This is a genomic window from Dyadobacter soli (assembly GCF_900101885.1).
GTDB lineage: Bacteria > Bacteroidota > Bacteroidia > Cytophagales > Spirosomataceae > Dyadobacter > Dyadobacter soli.
Genome location: NZ_FNAN01000038.1, coordinates 1 through 22,253, shown reverse-complemented (window position 1 = coordinate 22,253; position 22,253 = coordinate 1). Strand labels below are relative to the sequence as shown.

25 protein-coding genes and 1 pseudogene are annotated in these 22,253 nt (G+C 45.2%); 10 read left to right on the top strand and 16 right to left on the bottom strand.

Going from position 1 to position 22,253, the window contains the following annotated elements; all coding sequences use genetic code 11:
* Nucleotides 1-6 precede the first annotated feature (6 nt).
* The 5 genes from BLQ88_RS35860 to BLQ88_RS37730 all read left to right on the top strand — a co-directional run bounded on the left by BLQ88_RS35860 (nt 7) and on the right by BLQ88_RS37730 (nt 5,069).
* A complete protein-coding gene (locus BLQ88_RS35860) occupies nt 7-2,004 on the top strand; it encodes a fibronectin type III domain-containing protein (RefSeq protein WP_143017020.1) in 1,998 nt (665 codons plus the stop codon).
* 28 nt (nt 2,005-2,032) lie between these two features.
* The gene (locus BLQ88_RS35855) at nt 2,033-4,045 is read left to right on the top strand and encodes a fibronectin type III domain-containing protein (protein WP_090157827.1); all 2,013 of its coding nucleotides are present in this window, start codon (nt 2,033-2,035) and stop codon (nt 4,043-4,045) included.
* Nucleotides 4,046-4,063: 18 nt separating this feature from the next.
* Nucleotides 4,064-4,498, top strand: coding sequence for a hypothetical protein (locus BLQ88_RS35850; protein WP_090157826.1), 435 nt, complete (start codon nt 4,064-4,066; stop codon nt 4,496-4,498).
* A gap of 324 nt (nt 4,499-4,822) precedes the next feature.
* Nucleotides 4,823-5,038 (top strand): hypothetical protein, encoded by a 216-nt coding sequence (locus BLQ88_RS37735; protein ID WP_510185996.1) that lies wholly within the window; start codon nt 4,823-4,825, stop codon nt 5,036-5,038.
* Nucleotides 5,025-5,069: a hypothetical protein gene (locus tag BLQ88_RS37730; protein ID WP_510185997.1), complete on the top strand. Its 45-nt coding sequence runs from the start codon at nt 5,025-5,027 to the stop codon at nt 5,067-5,069. The genes BLQ88_RS37735 and BLQ88_RS37730 overlap by 14 nt, the downstream gene beginning before the upstream one ends.
* A gap of 364 nt (nt 5,070-5,433) precedes the next feature.
* Here BLQ88_RS37730 and BLQ88_RS37320 read toward each other — a convergent pair whose 3' ends face one another.
* The 3 genes from BLQ88_RS37320 to BLQ88_RS35835 form a co-directional block, all read right to left on the bottom strand.
* A complete protein-coding gene (locus BLQ88_RS37320; protein WP_229213012.1) occupies nt 5,434-5,985 on the bottom strand; it encodes a RagB/SusD family nutrient uptake outer membrane protein in 552 nt (183 codons plus the stop codon).
* 163 nt (nt 5,986-6,148) lie between these two features.
* Nucleotides 6,149-6,760, bottom strand: a complete 612-nt coding sequence (locus tag BLQ88_RS35840) for a TraM recognition domain-containing protein (RefSeq protein ID WP_229213009.1) — start codon at nt 6,758-6,760, stop codon at nt 6,149-6,151.
* Nucleotides 6,761-6,792: 32 nt separating this feature from the next.
* Nucleotides 6,793-7,263 carry a hypothetical protein gene (locus BLQ88_RS35835; protein ID WP_143017019.1) on the bottom strand — a complete coding sequence of 157 codons (471 nt, stop codon included), beginning with the start codon at nt 7,261-7,263 and terminating at the stop codon, nt 6,793-6,795.
* 940 nt (nt 7,264-8,203) lie between these two features.
* On the opposite strand from BLQ88_RS35835, the gene BLQ88_RS35830 reads away from it, so the two are divergent.
* Nucleotides 8,204-8,383, top strand: coding sequence for a DUF2188 domain-containing protein (locus BLQ88_RS35830; protein WP_090157824.1), 180 nt, complete (start codon nt 8,204-8,206; stop codon nt 8,381-8,383).
* A gap of 136 nt (nt 8,384-8,519) precedes the next feature.
* Here the strand turns inward: BLQ88_RS35830 and BLQ88_RS35825 are convergent, their stop codons facing one another.
* Nucleotides 8,520-8,810, bottom strand: a complete 291-nt coding sequence (locus tag BLQ88_RS35825; RefSeq protein WP_090157823.1) for a response regulator — start codon at nt 8,808-8,810, stop codon at nt 8,520-8,522.
* Between the two features lie 174 nt (nt 8,811-8,984).
* Here BLQ88_RS35825 and BLQ88_RS35820 point away from each other — a divergent pair, with 174 nt between their 5' ends.
* Nucleotides 8,985-9,230 (top strand): hypothetical protein, encoded by a 246-nt coding sequence (locus BLQ88_RS35820; RefSeq protein ID WP_090157822.1) that lies wholly within the window; start codon nt 8,985-8,987, stop codon nt 9,228-9,230.
* Nucleotides 9,231-9,298: 68 nt separating this feature from the next.
* Here the strand turns inward: BLQ88_RS35820 and BLQ88_RS35815 are convergent, their stop codons facing one another.
* The 11 genes and pseudogenes from BLQ88_RS35815 to BLQ88_RS35755 form a co-directional block, all read right to left on the bottom strand.
* Nucleotides 9,299-9,811, bottom strand: coding sequence for a hypothetical protein (locus BLQ88_RS35815; RefSeq protein WP_090157821.1), 513 nt, complete (start codon nt 9,809-9,811; stop codon nt 9,299-9,301).
* 790 nt (nt 9,812-10,601) lie between these two features.
* A complete protein-coding gene (locus BLQ88_RS35810; RefSeq protein ID WP_090157820.1) occupies nt 10,602-11,276 on the bottom strand; it encodes a hypothetical protein in 675 nt (224 codons plus the stop codon).
* Between the two features lie 28 nt (nt 11,277-11,304).
* A complete protein-coding gene (locus BLQ88_RS35805; protein WP_090157819.1) occupies nt 11,305-12,627 on the bottom strand; it encodes a hypothetical protein in 1,323 nt (440 codons plus the stop codon).
* 646 nt (nt 12,628-13,273) lie between these two features.
* Nucleotides 13,274-13,585, bottom strand: coding sequence for a response regulator transcription factor (locus tag BLQ88_RS35795; protein ID WP_090157817.1), 312 nt, complete (start codon nt 13,583-13,585; stop codon nt 13,274-13,276).
* Between the two features lie 555 nt (nt 13,586-14,140).
* Entirely contained in the window at nt 14,141-15,031 is an 891-nt protein-coding gene (locus BLQ88_RS35785) for a DUF3800 domain-containing protein (RefSeq protein WP_090157815.1), read from the bottom strand.
* On the bottom strand, nt 15,003-15,170 hold the full coding sequence (locus BLQ88_RS37490; protein WP_310590169.1) for an HTH domain-containing protein: 168 nt from the start codon (nt 15,168-15,170) through the stop codon (nt 15,003-15,005). The genes BLQ88_RS35785 and BLQ88_RS37490 overlap by 29 nt, the downstream gene beginning before the upstream one ends.
* Nucleotides 15,171-15,266: 96 nt before the next feature.
* A pseudogene (locus tag BLQ88_RS37485) lies at nt 15,267-15,606 on the bottom strand (recombinase family protein); the annotation flags it as partial.
* 975 nt (nt 15,607-16,581) lie between these two features.
* On the bottom strand, nt 16,582-17,082 hold the full coding sequence (locus BLQ88_RS35770) for a hypothetical protein (protein WP_090157813.1): 501 nt from the start codon (nt 17,080-17,082) through the stop codon (nt 16,582-16,584).
* Between the two features lie 279 nt (nt 17,083-17,361).
* Nucleotides 17,362-17,769 carry a hypothetical protein gene (locus BLQ88_RS35765; RefSeq protein WP_090157812.1) on the bottom strand — a complete coding sequence of 136 codons (408 nt, stop codon included), beginning with the start codon at nt 17,767-17,769 and terminating at the stop codon, nt 17,362-17,364.
* Nucleotides 17,770-18,225: 456 nt separating this feature from the next.
* Nucleotides 18,226-18,735: an RES family NAD+ phosphorylase gene (locus BLQ88_RS35760; RefSeq protein WP_090157811.1), complete on the bottom strand. Its 510-nt coding sequence runs from the start codon at nt 18,733-18,735 to the stop codon at nt 18,226-18,228.
* Complete coding sequence (locus BLQ88_RS35755; protein ID WP_310590168.1) at nt 18,728-19,165, bottom strand: Xre family toxin-antitoxin system antitoxin; 438 nt, start codon at nt 19,163-19,165, stop codon at nt 18,728-18,730. Before BLQ88_RS35755 ends, BLQ88_RS35760 begins: the two co-directional genes overlap by 8 nt.
* Nucleotides 19,166-20,268: 1,103 nt before the next feature.
* Here BLQ88_RS35755 and BLQ88_RS35750 point away from each other — a divergent pair.
* Genes BLQ88_RS35750 through BLQ88_RS37090 form a run of 3 tightly spaced genes read left to right on the top strand, consistent with a single transcriptional unit; the run spans nt 20,269 to nt 21,867 of the window.
* Nucleotides 20,269-20,460 carry a hypothetical protein gene (locus BLQ88_RS35750; protein ID WP_090157833.1) on the top strand — a complete coding sequence of 64 codons (192 nt, stop codon included), beginning with the start codon at nt 20,269-20,271 and terminating at the stop codon, nt 20,458-20,460.
* An 8-nt stretch (nt 20,461-20,468) separates the two neighbouring features.
* The gene (locus BLQ88_RS37095) at nt 20,469-20,990 is read left to right on the top strand and encodes a recombinase family protein (RefSeq protein WP_218132990.1); all 522 of its coding nucleotides are present in this window, start codon (nt 20,469-20,471) and stop codon (nt 20,988-20,990) included.
* Nucleotides 20,971-21,867, top strand: a complete 897-nt coding sequence (locus BLQ88_RS37090) for a recombinase family protein (protein ID WP_218132989.1) — start codon at nt 20,971-20,973, stop codon at nt 21,865-21,867. The genes BLQ88_RS37095 and BLQ88_RS37090 overlap by 20 nt, the downstream gene beginning before the upstream one ends.
* A gap of 75 nt (nt 21,868-21,942) precedes the next feature.
* On the opposite strand, the gene BLQ88_RS35740 is transcribed toward BLQ88_RS37090, so the two are convergent.
* Nucleotides 21,943-22,253 (bottom strand): transposase (locus tag BLQ88_RS35740; protein WP_143017018.1); only part of this gene is annotated, 311 nt, incomplete at its 5' end.

The window sequence follows — 22,253 nt, the reverse complement described above, 5'->3', positions numbered from 1 at the left end:
AAAGACATGAAAACGATATTTTTCAAAACACTGCTATTCTTGTGCATTTGTCCGGCTGCATTGTGGGCGCAAAAGCCACGGGCCGTCGCCGGTCCGTACGGGGCATTTATTCAGATTGATAAACTGCTGCACGGTCCTCAATACATCATTGAAAGGCTGGAAACTGGCAAAACAACGGCAAAACCAGATTGGCAGGCCATTTGTACTACCGACAAAGGCCCGGCAAGTGCAACCGATCTCATCGCCCGGTTGACCTTGCTCGCCAGTAAAAATCCATTGTACGAAATTCCGAACGATTCACTGACAGCCCTGTTGTACGAACGTTACCGCAATGCCGCACATGCCGATTCGCTCGGCGCATACGGATCAAATCCACAGTATCTGGAAGCATTCGGACTGGGATATCTGGATACGGAGGTCGAGCAGGGCCATCGCTACGATTACCGGGTGCGTGCAGTGGAATCGCGTGAGGGAGTTTATCAAAATCCGGGAACAATTTCAGTACCTGGTTCCAGGATCGCAACGACACTTCAAAGTATCAGCCAAACTGCCGATGGCCGCGTGGTCCGCATTACCTATCACCTCAAAAAAGCCAGTCCGTACATTGCCGGCGCGCGGATACTGCGGGCTACATTTGGGCAGACCGATTTTGCGGAATGCGGGGCAGAATGGGGCTTTCGGAAAGGGGCAAAAGATTCGCTTTTCCTGGTGGTAACCGATCGGAATGTGCGCCAGAAAATGCTCTATTCGTATGTGGTGTATCTCAAAGATTTTATGGGAAATGAAAGCAATGCGTCCGATACGCTCACCATTGCCAATCTTCGCACGCAGGACCAGACGCCCATTATTTATGAGATCAACACCTTTTCAAAAGAGGAAGAAAATGCCATTGCGGTGAGCTGGAAGCTTTCCTCGACCAAAGATCTGCGTTCGGTGGAAATCTGGCGCAGCCAAAAGTTTGATCTGGGTTTTGAAAAAATAGGCACCGCCGCGTCCTCGGATACGGTTTTTTACGACAACCGCGTGGAGCCGGTGGAAGGATATTATTATCAGGTGCGGTTAAATGGGACTTACGGGAATTCCGCAGAATCGGTGAAGGTTTCAGGAATGCTCAAAGCGAACCTCGCTGCATTGGTTGCGCCGTCCCATTTTCAGCTCAAAGAATCCAGAGATTCACTTACATTCCGCTGGCAGCCGGCAGATTTTGACACACACGGATATTACATCTATTTCGCCGCCGGACAGACGGATTCGTTGCAACGTTACTCGGATATTATTCTGGCTAAATCAGAATTGAAATACCAGCTTCAGGTGAAAAGACTAGCAGCCGGGACCGGTTACAGGTGGGCGGTTGTGGCCGTGAATACAAGCTATAACCTGGGCCCGATGAGTGAGATCTTGTATTCGACACCCCGTTTTCCCGATCGTCTCGCGACGCCGATCAACCCCGAAATGATCGATCAGGATGGAAAAGCGTTGCTTGTTTGGGAAAACATGAAGTCCATCGATCCCTATACCCTTGGCTACATCGTTGAAAGAAAGGCTGAGAGTGACAGAATTTACAAGGAAATCTACCGCCAGAAAGACGAGGATAATGCGCGCAACAATTACACCGACAGCACTGTAAAGCAAGGCATTCGATACAGTTACCGCATCAGATCGTACAGTCTGAATGACAAATTGAGCGGATACAGCACCGATTTTGAATATTACAGACCACTCGACGCCGTACTTCCTGTTCACGGGCTCAATGTAATGTCCACCAACAAAGGCGTGCTCGTAAGCTGGGATGCACCGTTGAAAAAGCCGGAGAAATTTCTCGTTTACCGCTTCACTGAAAAAACCGAAAAACCCCGGCTGATCGCTTCCACAACAGGTAGCCAAACGGCATTCATCGACCGCGACGCCGCGTCCGGGGTCGGTTACTATTATCATGTAGTGACCGTCGAGGCAGACAACCGCGAGAGTGTTTCGACCGACCCGGTAAAAATTGATTGGAAATAAAACACACAACCATCTCACCTCCTGAACAATGAAAAATCGAACCATACATATCATGCTGGGCTGCCTGTTTTTTGGGATCGGGATGCTCATTACTTCCAAAACCTGCCAGGCGCAACGTGTGCCCACATTGCGCGCAAATGTAGTTTCGTACCAGCAAGTGGATTTGTCGTGGGACAGGCTTCCGGCGACGGTTGAAGTTTTTGTAGTAGAACGAAAAGAAGATGGGCCGGGCCAAAACTTTGCGCCTATCTCCGGGAATCTGTCAGGCAATACATTTTCTTATCAGGACAAAACGGTCCAGGAAAATCGCACTTACATATACCGTGTGTTGGCCAGCTGCGACAAATCGTGCGGCGCAACGCTGAATGAAGTGAAGGTCACAACGCCGATCGCACCGCCTGCCGCGCCCGGTAATCTCGAAGCATTTTACATCTCGGGCCGCGGAATGGCCATTACCTGGATTGGCAACAACAGCGACGGCACAACGTTTATATTAGAACGTTCCGAAAACGGGGGTGGCTACAATTTGCTTTCCCGCGTGCCGTACGCAAGGTCGCTCAGTTACAATGACGCCTCTACAACCGACGGTAACACCTATTGTTACCGGGTAAAAGCAGTCAACAGCAGTGGCGAATCAGGTTATTCGAATGAAAGCTGTGTGAGCCGGGCGACCCCGAAACCGGCTGCCCCATCGGGACTTTCGGCGAGCGTGGTCAATGCACGCCAGATCAACCTGGCCTGGACGGACAATGCCTCAAACGAGACTGGTTTCGAGGTCGAGCGTTCGCCGGATGGTGCCAACTTTTCGAAAATCGGCGATGCCGGTCCGGATGCTAAATCATACGAAGATAAAGGTGTTAATCCAAAAACAAAATACTGGTACCGGGTTTTTGCAAAAAATGCGGGCGGAGCTTCGGGTTATTCCAATACTGCAGATGCAACTACGCCCGACGAAGCACCAAATGCGCCGCAACGATTAAGTGCACATGCAGTTTCGAATACGCAGGTCGATCTCTTCTGGGCTGATCTTTCCAACAATGAAACCGGCTTTGAATTGGAGCGGTCGACCGACGGAAATGCATTTAGCAAATTGGCAGATTTGCCGGCAAATGCGACGACTTACTCCAATACCGGTCTGGCTACATTAACCAAATACTGGTACCGGGTCAGGGCCAAAAATGCGATCGGGAACTCAGAATTTTCTAACGTAGCAGACGCCACGACATTCGATGTGCCGCCCGGCGCACCGACGAGTCTGACAGCTAAAACCGTTTCCAGCAGCCAAATCAGTATCTCCTGGAAAGACAATGCAACCAATGAGGCCAGGTTTGAGCTCGAACGCTCGACGGATGGTACAAGCTTTTCGAAAATCGCTGACATTGATGCCAACAAAACAACCTACGAAAATACCGGTCTGCAACCGGCTACGAAGTATTGGTACCGGATTCGGTCGGCAAATGGATCAGGGCCGTCGATTTTTTCCAACGTGGCGGATGCGACGACATTGGATGTGACGCCGAATGCGCCGACCAATCTCACCGCGGTACCATTGGATTTTGATCTTGTGCAATTGCGTTGGTCGGCATTGTCTGCCAATGCCACCGAGGTGATCATCGAACGCTCCAAGAGCAAGGATAAAGATTTCAAGCAAATTGGCGGGCAGGCAGCTTCCATCATTCAGTTTCCGGATCGTGAAATACTGGCTGTGGCGGATTACTTCTACCGGATTACAGCAGTCAACCAAGCGGGAAGTTCGCAGTACAGCAATGTGGCGCAGATATTTGCAGCTTCCATCATTACGGGCACGGAGCCGGCAAATGTAAAAAACCAAGTTTATTGCGCAAACAAAACGCTGTTCATTGACCTGCCTCAAACGCAAAGCATTCATGTAAACCTGTGCAACATTCTCGGCCAAAAACAACTCAGCTTCACAACCTCCGCAACCTCGCAGACAGACTTATCCAGCCTCCCGACAGGTATTTACATCGTCAATATTGAAACTGACAAGAGCATCATAAGACAGAAAATCGCCCTGTTTTAACGGATAAAAATCATTGATATGAAAAAGCATTTAACCTGGCTTATCTGCCTCACGGTGATAGCCGCCTGCCAGCCCAAGAAAGTCGAACCGATCAATATCGGGAAGATATGGAAAGCGAAAACCGTGAAAGAAAACGGGCAATTAGTGTACTCAGAAGGCAGCGCAGCCAACATCCGCCCGAGCTACACCTTATTCCGCCTCGACCTGACCGCACCAGACCAGGCAAAGTTCACCGACCTGGACGGGAGGAAACTGACCGGAACCTGGTCGCTCTCTACCGACAACAACCGCCTGATCCTCGAAAACCTCAGCCCCCCGCCGAGCCTTACGAGCGGCAATGTGGAGTTTTACTTAACTGTACCGCCGAGCGAGAATCAGCTGGAATTGAAACGCACGGCAGAAAGCAGAAAAACCGGAAATTCGGTAAACGAATATGTATTGGTTCCAGACTAATTAAGACAACATAGCGTTCCCCTACGCTATCCTATGGGTCAAAACGTTACTCCATTTTCATCCATTTATATCAGACAACCTTTTTAGATCACCTAACATTTGGTTCGACATTTGTCCCGCTACGGGTACGAAGAGGGTGTCTCAAAAAGGCACCTTCTTTGTTTTAAAGCTTTGGCTGATTTTCTGCGATTGATTATCTTTAGGTATTAGCAATCTAGGATCGATGGCCCGACAACAACCCACCTTCAAGCCTTATAATCAGCAGCAATTAATGCTGCCTCTCCAAGTTTAGACGAGTTAATCTCCAAAGATCATGCTTGCCGGGTGGTCAACGATGTGATCAATAGCATCAGTTTGGAGCCGCTTCATGCTGCCTATCACACGATCGGATCATCGAGCTATCATCCGCAGATGCTTCTAAAAAGTGCTTGTTTACGGTTATGTGAGCAACATCTATTCAAGCTGGAAGCAGCTTGTAAAGAGAGCATCTATTTCATCGCGGGCCGCCCGGCGGTTTTTGAGCTCGATGAGCTATCCTGACCATAATACGATCAACCGGTTCAGAGCATAGTTGTGTGTAACAGTATTGCCGTTGAGGGTATAAGTGGTTTGCATCGACGCATTTTTTCGCAAATCCCCGGTTTCGTAAGCTGCCGCAATCGCATCGGTAGGAATGTTTTGTCCCAGGGGATTGCCAAGCCCTGTCACCGTTGTACATGATCCGATCCCAGCAAACTGGTTTGTGTAAGGACTTCCTTCGCCAGACGAGCCCTTTTTGAATTGTACTTCAAAAATAGATTCCCTGCTATTGTCGTTCCAAGCGCCGAACAGGTTGGCATAATTGGGCAGGATCTGGTAAGTCCCCATGTCGACGAGCGCTTTCAATGTTTGCACAGCAAGGTCCCACTGCCCCAGGGTCAGATAAACTTTGCCAATTAGCGCCGTCGCTGCCCCCCGGTAGCTCGTCCAATCTCCGCGCTGGCGAGTTGCTCGGGCAATACCGCCCGGCTTCTTTTAAGTCCCTGACAATCTGCACATAGACATTCCCGGCAGCGTCCCTTCTGTTCTGATGGGTTGTTAATCACTTCCAATACCAGTGGAACGTCACCGAAAGTACGGACAAGGTTGAAATACATGAGCATCCTCAAAAATTTCGCTTCTCCGATATAGCGAGCCTTGACGGAAGTTTCCATCGGCACATCTGCAATTTTGTCAATGACAATATTGGCCGATTGGATGCCCTGATAGTTTGAACTCCAGGTGGAACTGCTGATCGTATTGAAGGCATTATTTTTAAATTCGTCGACCTCCTGCAAATTTGCTCCCGCATTTGGATTTGGGATCCACGTGTCGTCCGAACGCAGGTCGCCGATCATATAATAAATGCCAGGTGCTTGCAATGCACCATATGTAGCGGTCAGGGCGTTTTTAATATCCGCTTCGGTTTTATAAAAACTGTTTCCATTGAGCTGCGAAACAGGCGCCAGGTCAAGAAAATTTTCGCTACAACCCGAGGCAAGAAACAGTAGGATCCTTGCCAGTGCTGCTCGTCAGGCGTTTTATCTTTTCTTTTCGACCAATAGGTGTTTCTGTGCTGGATCCTGTTTGATACTGGCTATCTCAGCTTCAATGATTTCGCGCACATCATCCTTAATCTGCTCGAAAACCTTTTTTGATGATCGCTGCATTCGCCCGTCTGACGACCGGGATTGGCTTATAAGCCGCTGACTCCGTCGCTAAAGACTGATGATTGTTCAAGACGCGGTTGTGAAACGCTTTCAAGTTTATTTGCTGATCCGGGTTGTCTGCGACCAGACCTATGAATTCACCTGAGCTCATAGACGAGATTTTGGAGGCGGGAACGGCATGGTCCAGCTGGATCGACTTGCTGATCGAGGTATCAGAGCGATTGTGCGAAAGTGCCGTGCGCCCCTGCTGAATTTTGCCAAACCGCTCGGAAAGATGCTTTGCAGTATCGCCAGAAACCTGCCCGCTGATCACATTCCCCGTGATGTTGACGATGACCTCAGCCAGTTCTTTGCCGTAATCCTTGCGAAGCTGGGATGCGTCCTGAACGCCAAGTGTGGTGGCTACTCTATTTGACCGCGCAGTGGCGATTAAACCATCAATATTGTTAAGAAATATGGTAGGAAACTCGTCAAAAATCAGGCTGCTTTTCAATTTCCCCTTCATGTTCACTTGTTTGATAAGTCGCGTCGCATAGAGTGAAATCACAGTTAGTGCAACATTGCTTGTGTCCATCACATAAGAATTGACAACAGGGAGCGAATGAATTAGCGGCCTTTTAATGACTGAATGATTTTGCCGTCAGTTACATCTTGTATCCGGTCAGACGATAATTTGCTGACAATGTAATCGTGTTTTGAAATAAAGGGTATTATAAGATCAGAAATCTGTATTACCTCCTGGTTAGCATATGCCGTTTCAAAAGCGAGTTCAGGCAGACTTAGATGTACATTCACGGCCATAGGGTTGGTACCGAATTTCATGCTGCCGTCGCCGGGATTATGTTTTAGGATCGCGTCCATGATAAGGTTCCGGCCAAGACCAATTAGCGCAGATGACAGCCGAGACATATTTGCTTGCGATGGATTCACCCAGAGATCAAGGTCATCGCTGTATCGCGGCAAACCGAAATACGCCATGGCATATCCGGCCGCTGTGAGATATTCAACTTTATGTAGGTTAAGTGGCTCGTAAAAACGCTCGAACAACGGATAGATTACTAGCTTGGAACCAATCACTTCCGTTTTTAATCAGATCCAGCGAACTTGGGAGCGACTGTGCTGTAAGGTAAGTTACCGCATGCAACCGTTCAGATGCAGATTTTATGCATATTGACCAACCGCCCTACCATTTCAATTTTTCTTTCCATTGTCCTGCAACGTTGGCCATGGGCTGCGTAATTATCGCCACCAGGTTGAAAACTCGAACGAAGTTTTGAAACACGAAAAAAGTGAGCAATAAGAAAACTCAGCACTGACGCGCATCTTTCGACCTGATAGGAATGTAACTCGGAATTGAACGATGTCTGCTGCTCACAGCTATTAGCGTCTATTGGCAGTCAATGTCATATGTGGACTAATGACAGTCTCAGCCGACGAGCTGTCGTCTGACATTGGATTTTTCGTTTTAGTGAGCTGATTGGATGTCGGAAAAGAATGGTGGGTATATTTCACAAGTAAGCAAAGCACAAACAAAACAACTGCAATTAGAAAAGTACATTTGTTTGACATCTTCATGAGCTGGGTGCGGTTTGATATTTGACCTCAAATCCTAACAAAGTCATGCCAATAGTCAATTTAGAAAGTGCGTTTTTTGTACCATCAGGTTACATTTTCAGCGCTATGGAGACCAAAAATTAATTTTTCCTGTCTTCAAGTCAGAGAAGGTAAAAGGAGTAAATAAGTTAAGTAAACTTAGAATAGTTATAAACAGTGACTGGAAACCACCCCGATTGCTGCGGAACTCGCTATTGGGGTTACATACCCAAAAGCTGCGTCGTCGGGTAGGCTACGCATCCCCTTCGTGATACTGTCAAGAAGCTTTTAAGGCAAACGCAGCAGTGACTTGCTGACAGGTTTGCAATTTCAACTACCTATTCTCCAGCTGGAGCATCTTTTGCTAGTCCACAGATCGCGCTGACAGCGAATAAATTGGTTTAAACCTTAACCGCTTATTATTATGCCTTGGTACAATGGGGATTACCCGCCGTCCTATAAAAACCAGCCAAAGAAAATCCGCGAAAAGGCTATCGAAATAGCCAACGCCCTGCTGCTGGACGGAGCCGAAGAAGGCGTTGCCATTGCAACCGGGCTCAGAAATGCCAGGGAGTTCTTCAAACACAAGAAAAATGAGCAGTAAATGCTCAGAATCACTGGCGCGCACCGGGCTTAACTCTAATGCATCTCGACGACTTGCTGGATCTGTTGTGCAAGTTCGGGTATCGAGTCAGTTTTCTGCATGATCTTATCGACGCCGGAACGCGCCAGCTTCTCTTTTAAATCATCAGGGATCGATGAAGAGTATACGACAGTGAACGGGTCATCGAACTGACAATTTGCTGCAACTTCGCCAGGCACTGCTCACCATTCAGCCGCGGCAGTTTCAGGTCAATGAAAACGTGGGAGGGGGCTTCTGCACCGGCCCGTGAGAAGTGGGCAACAGCAGATTCACAATCTGTGAAATACAGGCAGTCGATGGTTTCTTTCAAATCCTCGATAGCCATATTAAAGATTTCGTGCTCGTCCGTATCATCGTCGATCATGACTAAAAGCGTCTTATTTCCCATGGTAGTGAGTAGTAGGTCCAATGGAGCGCATAAAGCACAAAATCTGCCGGAACTATCGGCTCGCTTTTTCCAGGTACTAATGCCCCGCGCAAATGTCCAGGTGACATACTGCGGTGGTATCCTTGGGTTGGAACAGGTTTTTTAACGCCTATGCCTTCACTAACAACTAAAAACATGGACGTAACGAAAAATACAGGCCATAACGAAGGTACTGTTGCCAAGGCGATCGAAGAGCAAACAGCAAAGCTGCCGTCAGATGTGTTTCTGTGGTCATCACTGGCATCAATGGGCATATCACTAGGGCTAAAAATCGCAGGGCATAAGCACACTGCGCTCTTTGTAGGCCAGTGGGCTACACCTTTCCTGCTGCTGGGGATTTATAACAAGATCGTCAAGACGCAAGGACACGACTACATATAATTTTAACATTATGTTAAATTATACAACGGGAGCTGTATGTCATAGCCCTGTGCCTATGACTCCCGTTGTCAATTAAATTTAGGAATATAAATATACTTAAGTGTATCTTGATCCGCTTGGTACTTTGTGCCTTTTATGATATTACTAACCTGTATCCGCTGTGTTATACCTCTTGGAACATCAACTTCCAATGTGACTAAAAATCCCGTATCCTCATTTATTCGAAACCACTGACGATCCTGTTTCCTTTCGCTGTCATAGTCTGAACTGTATTGGATTGAGAATAATGACGATTTCCTATCTCCTTCCAAGTTAAGAAAAGAGAACCTGTAGTACCTGTTACCCGCTTTGAAAATACTACTTCCGTAACTACTATCAGGTTTTACGATATCCCTTTCGATAACCAAGCGACGTTTCTCAGGTGTTTGATCGATGGAAACGCTCTTTCCTCCAGTAATATAGGCCGATAAGATCCATCGGCCGTCGGCGTTATTCAAAAAAACATCGCCCTTCGGTTCCGGTGTGTCCTTATCACACCCTGCTAAGATGATTGCCAGACAAAGAAATAAGATCGCTTTCATATGAATTAGTTTGGAGCAATTATATAAGCATTCATATTTGAGCTGTTGTAAAGCGTCCCATCTCTTGTAATTCCGGTGTAAGAGGACCACGCCTCGTTTTCTTCTTCATCGGTCCAACCCCCAGTTCATTTGGTACAATACGGAAATGTGTTCAAAGCAAAAACCTTGCTGGTCCTGAAAGATGGCGTGAAGTTCCTGAACACCGTCTATAATCCAATATGCATATTTGCTAAACAGGTGCTACAATTGGAACCGTAAACTATCACAGGCCTACGAGCAATCAATGAGTTCTTTATCGTGTTCTGATTGGAGTTATTGAAGAAATCTAGGTCATAGGCCGTAAATCCACGAGCTGCAAAAAAATCATCGGTTTTTCCCGGCTGACTCCAGGTTTGACAGCCGGAGCCGGACATGGGTACTGCTAAAAACGGTACGAGTGTATTATATGTTGCGTCAACGGCGCCGCCAATATCCCGAAGCATGTGAGATAAATTTCCATCAGGAGTTCCATCCATAGGACTGTATGAGCCACCATGTTGCCTCTCCATACCATTAATTGTGCGAGGAGGTGATCGAAGGGGCATTATTGTACAACCGGCTAAGGCAACTCTAGTTAACATAACTCTAAGTTATACAACGTTTGCCTTTTAATTCGGCGTTCGGACTCTAAGCTAATGAGGAAGGACTAAGGATAACTGGCAGGGATAAGTAAAAAGGGTCGGAAGCTATTTCCCGACCCTTTTTACATTGATTGATCTTATAGATGTGCCCGATACTTCCGCTGAACGTCCTAGCTTTGCTTTAAATATTCGTAAAATTTGCTAGCTTCCTCGAGCAATGTCGGGTTAACCGCGCTTTCCAAAAATTCTTCCAAACTCTGAATTGTTGCTTCTTTCGATGTTGAACCTGCGGCACCCATAATTTGAGTGAGCAAACGACCTTCATTCCGCAATTTAATTTCCAGTTCTTCCAACTCTTTGAGTTGAGCCCCGTCGAGGTTCACCCCAAGCTGTTTATTTGTATAAGCAACGAATGATTGAAGGGTCGAATCATCTTCATTGAACGGCGAGGCAACTCTCACTAGGTATATACAAGCTGCCAGGTCATGGTTCTCATATCCGTGTGTTTCCATTGCCTTTATCATTTGCTTCGCGAAATACTTTGCGTTTTCTATATCAGACAATTTCAGGTAAAGTTGGGTAATCGACAAACCCACTGGCAGATAACCTGGGGTCAACGCAGAATAATCATTCCAAAGTTTCAGGTAGATATCTAGCGCGCTCTTAAAATCTCCCTGTTTTTCACAACATTCTGCATGTAATTGCGAAATCCTTCTTTTAAGATCCGGATCTTCCAAGATTCCGGGAATACTTCCTACAAACTTTTCCAATTTGAGATTGCCGTTCTCGAAATTGGTTCGATATAGTTCAACAAGGAGCTCGTCAAATTGCTTTTTAAAGTCCATTTTTGGCTTATTTAATGCTATGGGTACTCTATTGTACCAAATTTACATTTGGGCAGTTATTGAAGTCCCAATACCCTTGTGTGTTACAAAATTGAAGACAGGTGGAGCAAGGCGAAGACGGTGTATTTGTTGCACATTTTGTATAGAGACTAATGCAATGCTCTGTATTAGGGTTTTCCCTAAGATAGTCGATTACCGTAAGTTGGTTATAAATATAGAGACCTGCAAATATTACTCCCGTAGTAACGAGTACAACTTTACCAATCTGAGTAGGATCAACCAGAGCTATAGTCAATACAGATGCTGTGAGTATTTTATCATTGGAGTGTGGTGGCATCGTTCCGATTTGTTGCAATTCAAAACCCTGATTTTTTAATGCCGTTACTTCTGGCATCATCCACAATCTAAATCTCGCGTTATAAGTAAAAGTTGTGCTGTTTCCATTTGGATTAGTATATGTAAATCGTTGCCCATCGACCGGGCTAGTTGGGAACCCTTCGAACGTATCCACCTCGCCGGGCCCAGAGCCTTCCCCACCTCCTGGGTTACCTGGATCTCCTATTTCAATGCAATCGGTGTAAGAATAGCTGTAGGTTTGCTGCCACGGTGTACAGCCGAACATTCCGTCGCCGTGTCCATATTCAGGGTAACTGCATGCCGAGCCAACTCCAATAGTCGACGTCTCGTATATAATTGGATATTCCATCGCTGGGTGATCAAAACAAACAGCCGACCAAACGCATGTAGTATTCGTGGTGCAGATACGCTCCGTCGTGCGGGCGTTTTTATCGGATTTAACAGGTGATATTGATCCTATCCTTTTGCCATTGTCATACAGGCTGCCGCCGATTAGGTCTCCGCTCCAATTCCAAACAAATACTTTTCCGCTGAATTTTTCTTTGAAGATGCGACCTCTGTATTTGCGGTTGTATTCATCGCTAGCGCGAATCTCCTTGATTGTAGTCACTTTTTCACCTTTCTCCACGTAGACAACCATACATAACTTCGGAGGGCTAATTTGCAAGTCTTTAACACCAGATTTTCCCAAATTGGTCATCCATTTAGTTTCATTAACGTACTTTAACGGAATTTCTAGGCACTCGGCACCGGCTTTTGTCCGTTCGGTTTTTGCTAGATTCCACATCGGTTCTAGATTGCTGAACCTATCTCCTTTACCGCGTTTATTCCCAGGCTTGTTATCGGGTTTGATCCCAGAGGATTCAAACCATGTTTTAACAGCCGCAGGGTCAAGGGAGGTGGCACCCGGGTCGAGAATTTCGTCGTTTAGTTTAGTGCAGGCAGCAATACATGTGATCACTAGAAGTGCCGCCGATAGAAGAAATTTTTTCATATAGTTTGTTTTATGTGGAAGCCCTGCAATGTTAATTCATTAATATTAAATACAATTTTATTTAATATTAATATACAGTTAAGAAACCGCCCGGGACTAGTGAATCCTAATTTATCGAACAACGGTATCCTTGTCCCTGGTATTTAAAAATAATTTCCTTTCAGCTGCCCGAATATTAAAATAGAAGCATTTGTAGTTTTTGCAATTTGTTGCATCAGTGCCTGCAGGCTGGTCCGCGTAATATAATTCATAGCAACGGCATAGAAATACCGGGAAGAATCTTCAAGGCTGCAATAATAAAAACCCGAACAATATTGCATTTTCGAAAACATCTCGTTTTAAGTGAACAAAATAGAATAACCAGGGAAGAGGAGGATACCTATTCCAATTGAAATAACGACCAAAAAGGGGATAGGAAAGAATTATGCAATCGAAGATTGTGCTAGATAGTAGCCATGGTGACAATATAAATGTATCGGCCATACCTGCCGGGACTTACCTGGTCCGCGCGGTAAATACCGACCGGACGGTAAGCGTGAACCGGCTTGTTATTGCTCGCTAAATGCCGAAGTCGTATTTGATAGAAACCTCATGCATTGATGTATGGGGTTTCTTTACAAATCGCTCGACAGGAACTCTCTTTACTTTACTGAATGAACCAATGCATTTTTTTATACAAGTCAACCATGTTTTCAGCTTCGAGTTTGTTCATTATACGCTCCTTGTAGGTACTCACCGTAGATTGTTTCATCCTTAACTGATCGCTGATTTGCTTTACGATCAGGCCTTCTAAAAGGTAATATAAGACATCATGTTCGCGCGGGGACAGTGCCTGAAATCCAGCAAGATGTGTTTGTAATGTTATTTGTGAGAGATACGTTTGTAACTTTTCGCTTATGTATTTTTTCCCCTCGAGTATCGCTTTATCGGCTGCGTGAGTTTCAGCGGGAGTAGCCATCTTATTTAGATAGCCATCAGCACCTCTTTGTAAATACCGTAATAGTGCTCGATACTGCCATCATGGTTAATATGAATGTGACGCGTAGTCCTACTTCCATATTTTTCCCATAAGGTTAAATAGCCGAGTTCAGAATCTTCCACGTGCCCAAATTCAGTCGGCCCGTAGCCAGCTGTTGCAAGCTCGAAAATTGCTTTACACGCTTTCTAATCGTTAATCAAATCTGCTAAGGATTTGTATTCCATGGATGCTAAGTCTAGAATTCAACCACAACCTTTCGTATTAAGGCATATTCGTCGTGAGCCAAGATATCGATTTCCCCCGAAGTGGCTGTGTGCACCTGGTCTCGGAAGCGCTTGACCCTTGATAGCATCGGCGAGATAATCGTGTTGCTATGGCTTACGAAGTCATCAAGGTCGGTTTCGCTGGCCGGCAGCTTATACCCGCGAGAGCTACTTGCGATCAGCACGCCGGCCTCGCGTAGTTGGGCTATCACCTTTGTCTGAAAGTAATGTAATGAAACTTTATTGCCCGTCCTTGCCCTGATGTGCTCCATTAGTTCAAAGCTGGTGATATATCGGGTAGGATTGATATGCCTGAAATGAAATAGCAGGTATCCCAAGCAGCTACCTGGTCCTTCACCTGCGGAACCGGACTTAATGATTTGCGGTGCAGAAAGTCATTGGCCAGATTAGTACTTAATGTGGCGAGCGTTTCATTGAAATTCTCGCCAGCAGAGGGCGCAGGAGCTATACTTGTACGGAATGTGTCTGGGAAATACTGGACCGATAGGAGTTTGCGCCGAAGCAGTTCGATAAACTCGACGCGCTGGTCAGTAATCACCGTCTCGTCGTAACAACGCGCAAGTGTGTCGGCAATATATCCAGCCACTTGAACTAGCCCATCATTTTCAATTCCGGTAAATCCAAAACTCGACTCATTGAACAAATTGGGGATATGGTTCTGCTCAACATACTTGACAAATCCTTTCATGAAGGTGTTATCACCAATCGGGGCGCTTACCAAGTCAAGGTTGGGAAGCAACCGGAACAGCTCCCGATCTGCCAGGCTGTGAAGGAATTTATAGAACGAGCCTTTGTACCGCAGCCCCTCCCCTATCAACTGCCGTTTGTCAACAATTACTGAAAAGACTTTGAACGGTGCCTCGTCAATATCTTCGAGGATTTCTTTCCGCTTTTCGTGATTATTGCCCGTTAATTCGGAATCCAGGATGCCACCTGAGAAATGGCGGACACGCACGGCCTCGATAACCCGTTTGGCAAAAGGGATGTCTCCCTTATCAAGTATGATTGCGGTAACGATGAAATGGGTGGTAGGTACTTCTACCCCGCGCTTGGAAAAGTCAAGGGCGTCATTACCCCACTCGGACAAAAAGGCGACAGTCTGCTGCATCGTTTTAAATTTTGTGCTGATGATTGTTTTCATTTTCTGAGCGGTGCTGCTGCTCGATCTCTTTGATGTACCGGTACACCGTGGCCCTGCTGATGCCTAAGACTTTTCCGATCTCTTCCCCTGTCTTGTCCTTTTTGTCGTAGAGTGCCTTGGCGGCATGTGCCTTTGACATGGCTGCTTTGCTCAGACCTTTGGGCTTCCCTCCCATCCTTCCCCTGGCGCGCGCTGCGGAAAGACCGGCTTTGGTCCGCTCCCGGATCTGGTCACGCTCGAACTCGGCGAGCGAATCAAAAATATTAAAGATTAACCGGCCTTGAGCGGTTGTCGTATCGATCGCATCGTTCAGACTCCGGAAGCCGATGTTCCTTTGCTGAAATTCATTGATCAAATGGATTAGATCTTTCAGCGACCGGCCGAGCCTGTCGAGCTTCCAAACAATGATAGTGGCCTTCCCTGACTGAGTCGAGCAGCTTGTTGAGCTCGGGCCGCTCTTTAACCGAAGACACCTTCTCTCGAAAGATGCGCTCGCATCCCGACTTTTTCAAGTCGTCAATTTGTAGGTTAAGATTCTGATCTTGGGTTGAAACCCTGGCGTATCCAAAAATCATATCAGTTGTCTCACTTATTCAACCAAAAATAAATAATTAGACATAGAAATTTGAGATAGCCATTTAAGACAATTTTCGTACAACTAAGTATATAGTAAGTTGATATATCATCTGTTTTCAAAAAACGCAGGTGTGATGAGACAGCTTTAACACCAAATTTAATTCTGCGGATGGTCATCCGGATACCCCTGTCTTAACAATTGTCCATTAAGAACGGCCAGTCGATTTAGGACACCTAAACTTGAAATTAATTTTGCTGCTGAGGATTGCTCTTAAGGAGCGTGTGCATGTGTCTTATATGCATTTGTCGGAGTATAAGATCTATTCGTTAAGGTATGCAATTCCTGTATCCGTCACATAGTATCCCCACCAGCTTGACGCATTGTCTTCAAATTCGGCATAAGCCAAATAACCTTTATGAAGAAGCAGAGATAGCATATTTGATACCCCTTCGCCGTCGTCTTGAACTACTTCGTCCCAATAATGACGATCCCGCCAATGGACCAGAGTTCGGATGCTTACTCTATTTCTGCGCGATAAAATGAATATCAGTATTTCCCTTTCCATAAGATGATTGTAGATCCCAAATAGCAAACTACAATTTTTTAACGTCAACTTTGGTGCCGTAGAGCTTTTTAGCTTCCCTCACAAGAACACATCTTGAATGGCTTACCTCTGGAAATAGATCGGTTGATCAGGCAACTACACGACAGAAAATACGCATTGAAGGGCACTGGTTCACCCGTCAACTGCTTTACGATGTACGAGTGGTTGCTGTCACATTTCCCCCAGGTTATTTGAGACAGGTGCCAGCGTCAATTTTCAGCGCATGTGGGCTACGTTGGTAGCGTCTCTGAACTGGAAGCCGGTGCTGTAAATCTTTCGAAAGAAGACGTATCAACAATTATCAGCATAAACAGCAATAAATGTGTCACAAAACGGGGGGTATCTAAGATAATTATCGTTCCTGACTGACTACCTAGACAAACCAGTTCTAGTCCGGTTTATCACAATACGGCTGCCGAATTTCTTTAGATCGTCAAAAGTGTTGAACCAGATGACATTTTTGGAGAATTCAAATTCAGATATCAATTCGAAATACGGGCCATCTAGTGGGATAAAGAAAGATCCATTCGGAAACATGTAAGCAACCCTTGATCCAGGAGCCACCCAAATGTTATCAGCCGGCCGATCGGCCAAGCCTATTAATTGATGTTCAGGGACTACCGTAAGATATCTATATTTTTGTTCGGACGGGAAATACACGATTAACTCATCTGTGTCGTGGTTTTCTGATGTTTGTTTCTTCTCAAAAACCCAAGCGTTGATCGCCCGACGCTGCTCGTTCAAAACACCGTAATCGTCAGCCCTGAATAAGATAAATCCAAATACCGACGGCAATAGATTAACTCCAATTCCAAGCATTACAATCAACGCAAGTAAAACCCCTAAGAATCGGGTAGTCGTCTTATACATAAGGAATACTTAATAACTGGAAATAACTTACAAACACAGTAATCTCTCCTATCGATTGTACTTTCCCAAGAACTTTCTCAAAAGCGCCGGTACCCTCTTGGTATGTGTTTTGTTGGTTAACATAAAAATAGTATTAAAACCAGCAGGGAATTTTCTAGGCTTTGTCATGAGGGTTCAATCCAATCAAAACCATTATGATTTGTATTTTTCCAATAAGCACATTGCATTAACGCCCCTAATAATTACCTAACCTAGCAAGAGTTAATAGTTTAAACGAATTTACTTTATACTTAAAAAGTATCCCGTTTCCCCAAAATCTTTAATTAATACGCTTTTATTTGGGATGAATGCAAAACCTGCGGAAAGAACCATAGCCTTGTTATCCGAATTATAGAATTTATCTAGATCGTCGACCTCTAATTTTGACACTATACCTGCATTTTCAGCAAAACGTTCTTCCTTTTCTAGCAACCTATATCCGGTAATATCACTTGAAAAAGCCATACCACCGTATCTAGCATAGTGGTAGATATAATATTTCTTATCAGGCGTTAATTGTCTTGTCAACTCGTAGTATTCGGATTTATCTAAATACTCCCTATGGTTGAAGAAGTAAAATATGCCTATTACAAAAATTAAAATAATAGTAACATAGCCAATTCGATTTTTTATTTTTTTCACTTTCATGCAATAGGTAAATATTTTAGTCAAATAACGGTAGAATTTGCATTTGGTTTATCACAATCCGAATCTCCCATCTAGCTTCTTTCTAAAATACAGCTCATGCTTACGTAGCTACCGCCAGTACCGGGCTGCCTCCATCCGGCTTTTGCTATAACCTTTTCCAGCCATTTACACCCAAGATCCCTTACCAGGCCATTGTTGTTAGCACCGCTCCGACAGATCAGCCTAATTTTACCTCCTCCGGCTTCTCATGTAAGGTCTCATCCCAAGGTAGTGCCGCTGACGTTGACAAGGATCCCGGCCATAATCCTCTCAAACTTTACCCGCTGCTGTGTTAGACCTTACTGCGCCGGGGTGATCATTGCAGAACATGTTCGAGCGTTTCTTGATGGCTTCTCCCGCTCAACCTTGATGTTGATCAAATCTATTGTAATAAGATAAAATTTTGGTCTCCTATCGCTACCCATTTTTAACGTTCCACAAACGCGGATCAATGTTAAAAGGCTGAATGCTCAAGATTTCGATATTACCAAAATCCTTGTGAAGTGGATGGAGCAGAAAATTATGTGATTCAGCAACTACTGCCGAAGGTACCTTTATCGACATGACATCCGGTTGGTTCAACCAGTCTTTTAATAGCTGATGGTTTTGATGATAGTTTGCCGGATCCCGCCAATTTTCAGGCAAATCCTTTGCGCGCGTTGGGATTCCAGGTAAAATCATGGTAATCAAGAACAATTTTGGAAGGTCCTCGTAGGCGAGGGTCGGCAGGTGAACCAACTGTTCCAGCAATGCTAGCTCTGGGCTCGACGACGTGTAAAGAATTCCAATTCCCACGGGATTCCATCTGCCACCGTATCTACGCGCTCCCTCCGATGATAACGGTATGTCAGCAAATCGTTCTTTAACGAGGCGGTACGCTAGCGTGTGAGTATTCGACAAAGGTTCTGAAAAGTGAAACTCACGCATAAATACCATGCTCAATGCGCCCTAAAACAGTGTGTACCATAGCAAAGCCTGTTGTTGTGTCAAGCAGTGTAAGTGGTGACTGCCCATGAAGTTCTGACAAAGGGGTTCTAAACCATCTTCTCAGAACATCCCCTCTTTGATCAAAGACGTCTAACCCGTGGTGGATTAGCTGATCCATTAAGAGTAGTCTTTCGGAGGAATTATTGTCCAGTAGCGCATCGGGACGAAGCCGATGCAGAGTGCGCTCTGATAGGTTCAAAATACGTGCAAGCTCCTTGTCGGTTAAGGCGATGACATGAGCAATTTCATCAGCTTTTCCACGCTCAACGCCAGACCGAGCTTGCTGAATGACTTCGAAGCCGTCATGCGAGAAACCAGTATCTAAGACCAAATCCATACAATAGCTTTTTGTCATAAAGATAACTGCCATCTGGCAGTTATGCAAGATATTTGCATAGTTATTACATTGAACAAACGTGATGCTAATTGCTAATGCGAGAAATTTTGAGCTAAAAAAACACTGAATCGGTGGTGGATGAGCCGACCGAACCAGGCAAAAATTGAAAAAATGACTAAAAATGTTCGACCTAAATAAAAAAAACTACTTACGTTTTATTTGTAAGTAGTGGATTATCAAGTGTAACGTATCGGATTCGAACCGACGGGCTCCTGCATGCCATAAGTTATGAGGAGCAATGCAATGCCTATTCCAAACATTAAAAGAAAAAGAGCCACGGGGTTGGCTGTATAGAATTCTGACCTGCATTTTTGTAAAGCTTCTTCTCAAACTAATTTAAAGAAAAGTCGTCTATCCTTGTACTAATCGAATAATTTTCACAGATCGGAGAGCGGCCATGTTCTGTGTTTTCTCATTTACCATAAAATAAGTTACCAGCGACGTATATTTCCCCAGTCTCAATATCCCTTGATTTTGAGGCAATGGGGTCAATTTGTCGCCCGCCGCAGTTGACGCAACAACTGCAACGTGAATCTCTAGGCTTACAGATTGATGGTTCACCTATCAACTGTTTTGACGCATTTGAGCGGGCGCTGTCACATATTACCCAGGTTATTTGAGACAAACCATTTTTAACTGTCTATCATCCGATATAGGTGATACCTTAGTTCTGATTGGTGAGCCCAATGTTGATGCTCCTGAGTGAACTCTGCCATCAAGACCTTACACTCGTCTAGTTCCTGGTACGCTGCTCAGCCGCAAAGGAAGCAAGACCAAACAAGCCCAGGCATCTGATAGAAATTGCTAAACCTGCAAAGGCAATACCAATCCCATAAAAACCGCTGGTTAACAATCACTTAAAGACGATATCTTCTACAAATCAATCAACATTTAGTTCGACATTTGTTCCGTTGCGGGTAGGATACTCCACAACTTGTGCTCCTCACGCAAAGAGCGAATGACGAAAGCTATTCTTCCGAACGTTCATCTCGGCGTTGACCCATTCGAAAATCGAAAGGGTGTTTGATCCCCGTTATCGCAGGCCTAAATTATGGCTTGGAGAAAAGAACGAGGAAATGGGAAAACGAGGCGAACTTAACAATGAGCAAGTAGTAAATGCCGTCAAACACCTGAAAGATACCGGCGAAGACATAACTATCGAGCAGGCAGAAAAGATGCTGGAATCGATGCAACACCTGGTCACATTGGCTATTAATCAGTATTTTCGTAAAGCTTCTGGTTCGAAGCGCAATTCGTCAACAAAATAATCAAGACAATGTCCAGAGCTATTCTATATGTCAGGGTAAGCACCGATGAACAGGCAGAAAAAGGCTATTCTCAGCGAGATCAAGAGGAAAGGTTGCGAAATTGGTGCAAATACAATTCCGTGGAAGTTGTTGAAGTGATCCTCGAGGACCATTCAGCAAAAACATCCTTGCGACCAAAGTGGCAAATGCTACTTACCCGATTAAGGGAGAATAAACGACTACGGATTGATCAAATTCTGTTTACAAAATGGGATCGATTCAGTCGCAACGCTGGTGATGCGTACCAAATGATCAATGTCCTTCGCAAAGCAGGTATTGAACCACAGGCAATCGAACAACCACTTGATATCCGGATCCCAGAAAACAAGATCATGCTTGCTTTCTATTTAGCCGCGCCCGAAGTTGAGAATGACCGTCGCGCATTAAATGTTTTCCACGACACGCGGCGCGCCAAGAAAGAAGGGCGCTGGGTTGCCACCGCCCCGATAGGATATCGTAATGCCAGGTCATTTGACGGAAAAAAAAATTGAACCTGACACAAATAAGGCACCGATAATGAAATGGGTGTTTGAAGAACTTGCACTGGGTAAGTTTAACACAGAGCAAGTATGGAGGCAAGCGGTCAGAAAAGGATTAAAGTGCAGTAAAAACAACTTCTGGCTCGCAATCCGGAATCCGGTTTATTGCGGACAGATATTTATTCCCGAATTCGAAGAGGAAAAGGCACAGCGTGTGAAGGGATTGCACGAGCCAATCGTGTCGCCATCAACGTTCAATTTAGTGCAGGATATGATTTCCGGACGAAAACGGAATCCATATCAAAAGCCAAAAATCGTCTCAGGTGACAACCTTCCACTCCGGGGTTTCTTACGTTGTACCAAATGCGATAGAATGCTATCAGGAAGCGCATCGAAAGGAAGAAGCAGTTACTACTACTATTATCATTGTTCTTCGTCGTGTGGTGTTCGATTTAAGGCGGACGACGTAAATGAAAAATTCGAACGTCAACTGAACATGCTTGTACCGCGTCCCGGCCGGATGAAAATTTATTCTGATCTGGTGCTTAGTAGCTACAAGGAACAGACGAAAATCCGGGAAAAGGAGCGTCGTGGTTTAGTGGATGAACTCGACAAGATAAATGAAAGATTACGAAATGCCCGAATCAAATTGGTCGATGGGCTTATCGCAACAGAAGACTTTGAGCATGTTAAATCGCATTGCACAAAACGAATTGAAGAACTTGAAATTAAGCTCAACGACTTTTCTGACGATCAAGCAGAAATAGGAGCATATCTGAGGCGTATCCTCACGGGACTCGAACATCTCTCAAAACTCTATAAATCAGGCACGTTAGAAGAAAAAAAGGCAGATAATTGGTTCGATCTTCCCCGAAAATTTAACGTTTGACGGAATCGAACATCGAACCGCTCGGCTGAATGAAGGGATCGAGGATCAAGACCAAATGTTGTGGAGCACCTTGGATTAAGCATATAACTGGGTAAGGCGGTAAAGGAAGAATTCTACATTCCTGACTCCTCTGAACTGCGCCCTGAACGCTTTGATCTTCGCATTGAAAGATTCAGCGGATGCATTGGTGCTTCTGTTATCAAAATAGTTAACAATGGTCTTGTAGTGATTCTCAATCGAGCGGGCAACGGTATTGAATGATTTGAAGCCGGATTGCCTGACCTTTTCGTGCCACTTAGCCAGCCTGGTCAGTCCGTATATTTTTTCTTTTGTAGTCGTGAAAATGTTACTGAGCTCCAATGCCAGCTCGTATGCCTTTTTAAGGT